This window comes from Enterobacter sp. KB-221C9 (assembly GCF_041320715.1).
GTDB classification, from domain to species: Bacteria; Pseudomonadota; Gammaproteobacteria; order Enterobacterales; family Enterobacteriaceae; genus Enterobacter; species Enterobacter asburiae_D.
In genome coordinates this window covers 1-881 of the sequence record NZ_JBGIWG010000036.1, presented here as the reverse complement: position 1 = coordinate 881, position 881 = coordinate 1, and the positions used below count along the sequence as shown (strand labels likewise).

1 tRNA gene and 2 rRNA genes are annotated in these 881 nt (G+C 50.1%); all 3 read right to left on the bottom strand.

Annotation, left to right across the window (positions count from 1 at the left end):
• Positions 1–441 (bottom strand): 23S ribosomal RNA (locus AB8846_RS23290); the annotation flags it as partial.
• A gap of 193 nt (positions 442–634) precedes the next feature.
• Positions 635–710, bottom strand: a tRNA-Glu gene (locus tag AB8846_RS23285).
• A gap of 85 nt (positions 711–795) precedes the next feature.
• A 16S ribosomal RNA gene (locus AB8846_RS23280) occupies positions 796–881 on the bottom strand; the annotation flags it as partial.

The following is an 881-nucleotide window of genomic DNA, read 5'->3' as shown; positions in this document are numbered from 1 at the left end:
CAGTCAGGAGTATTTAGCCTTGGAGGATGGTCCCCCCATATTCAGACAGGATACCACGTGTCCCGCCCTACTCTTCGAGTTCACAACCTGTGTGCTTTCGTGTACGGGGCTATCACCCTGTATCGCCGGACTTTCCAGACCGTTCCACTAACACACAAGCTGATTCAGACTCTGGGCTGCTCCCCGTTCGCTCGCCGCTACTGGGGGAATCTCGGTTGATTTCTTTTCCTCGGGGTACTTAGATGTTTCAGTTCCCCCGGTTCGCCTCGTTAACCTATGTATTCAGTTAACGATAGTGTGACGAATCACACTGGGTTTCCCCATTCGGACATCGCCGGGTCAAAGGTTCATATCACCTCGCCGGCGCTTTTCGCAGATTAGCACGTCCTTCATCGCCTCTGACTGCCAGGGCATCCACCGTGTACGCTTAGTCGCTTAACCTCACAACCCGAAGATGTTTCTTTCGATTCATCATCAAATTGCGAAAATTTGAGAGACTCGAACACACCATTAAAGATGTGTCGTTTCAATTTTCAGCTTGATCCAGATTTTTAAAGAGCAAATATCTCAAACGTCACCCGAAGATGAGTTTTGAGATATTAAGGCAGGTGACTTTCACTCACGAACCAGCAAGTGGCGTCCCCTAGGGGATTCGAACCCCTGTTACCGCCGTGAAAGGGCGGTGTCCTGGGCCTCTAGACGAAGGGGACACTGAAGTCTCAATCGCAAGACGCCTTGCTATTTACTTTTCATCAGACAATCTGTGTGAGCACTACAAAGGCAGGTTCTTTAAGGTAAGGAGGTGATCCAACCGCAGGTTCCCCTACGGTTACCTTGTTACGACTTCACCCCAGTCATGAATCACAAAGTGGTAAGCGCCC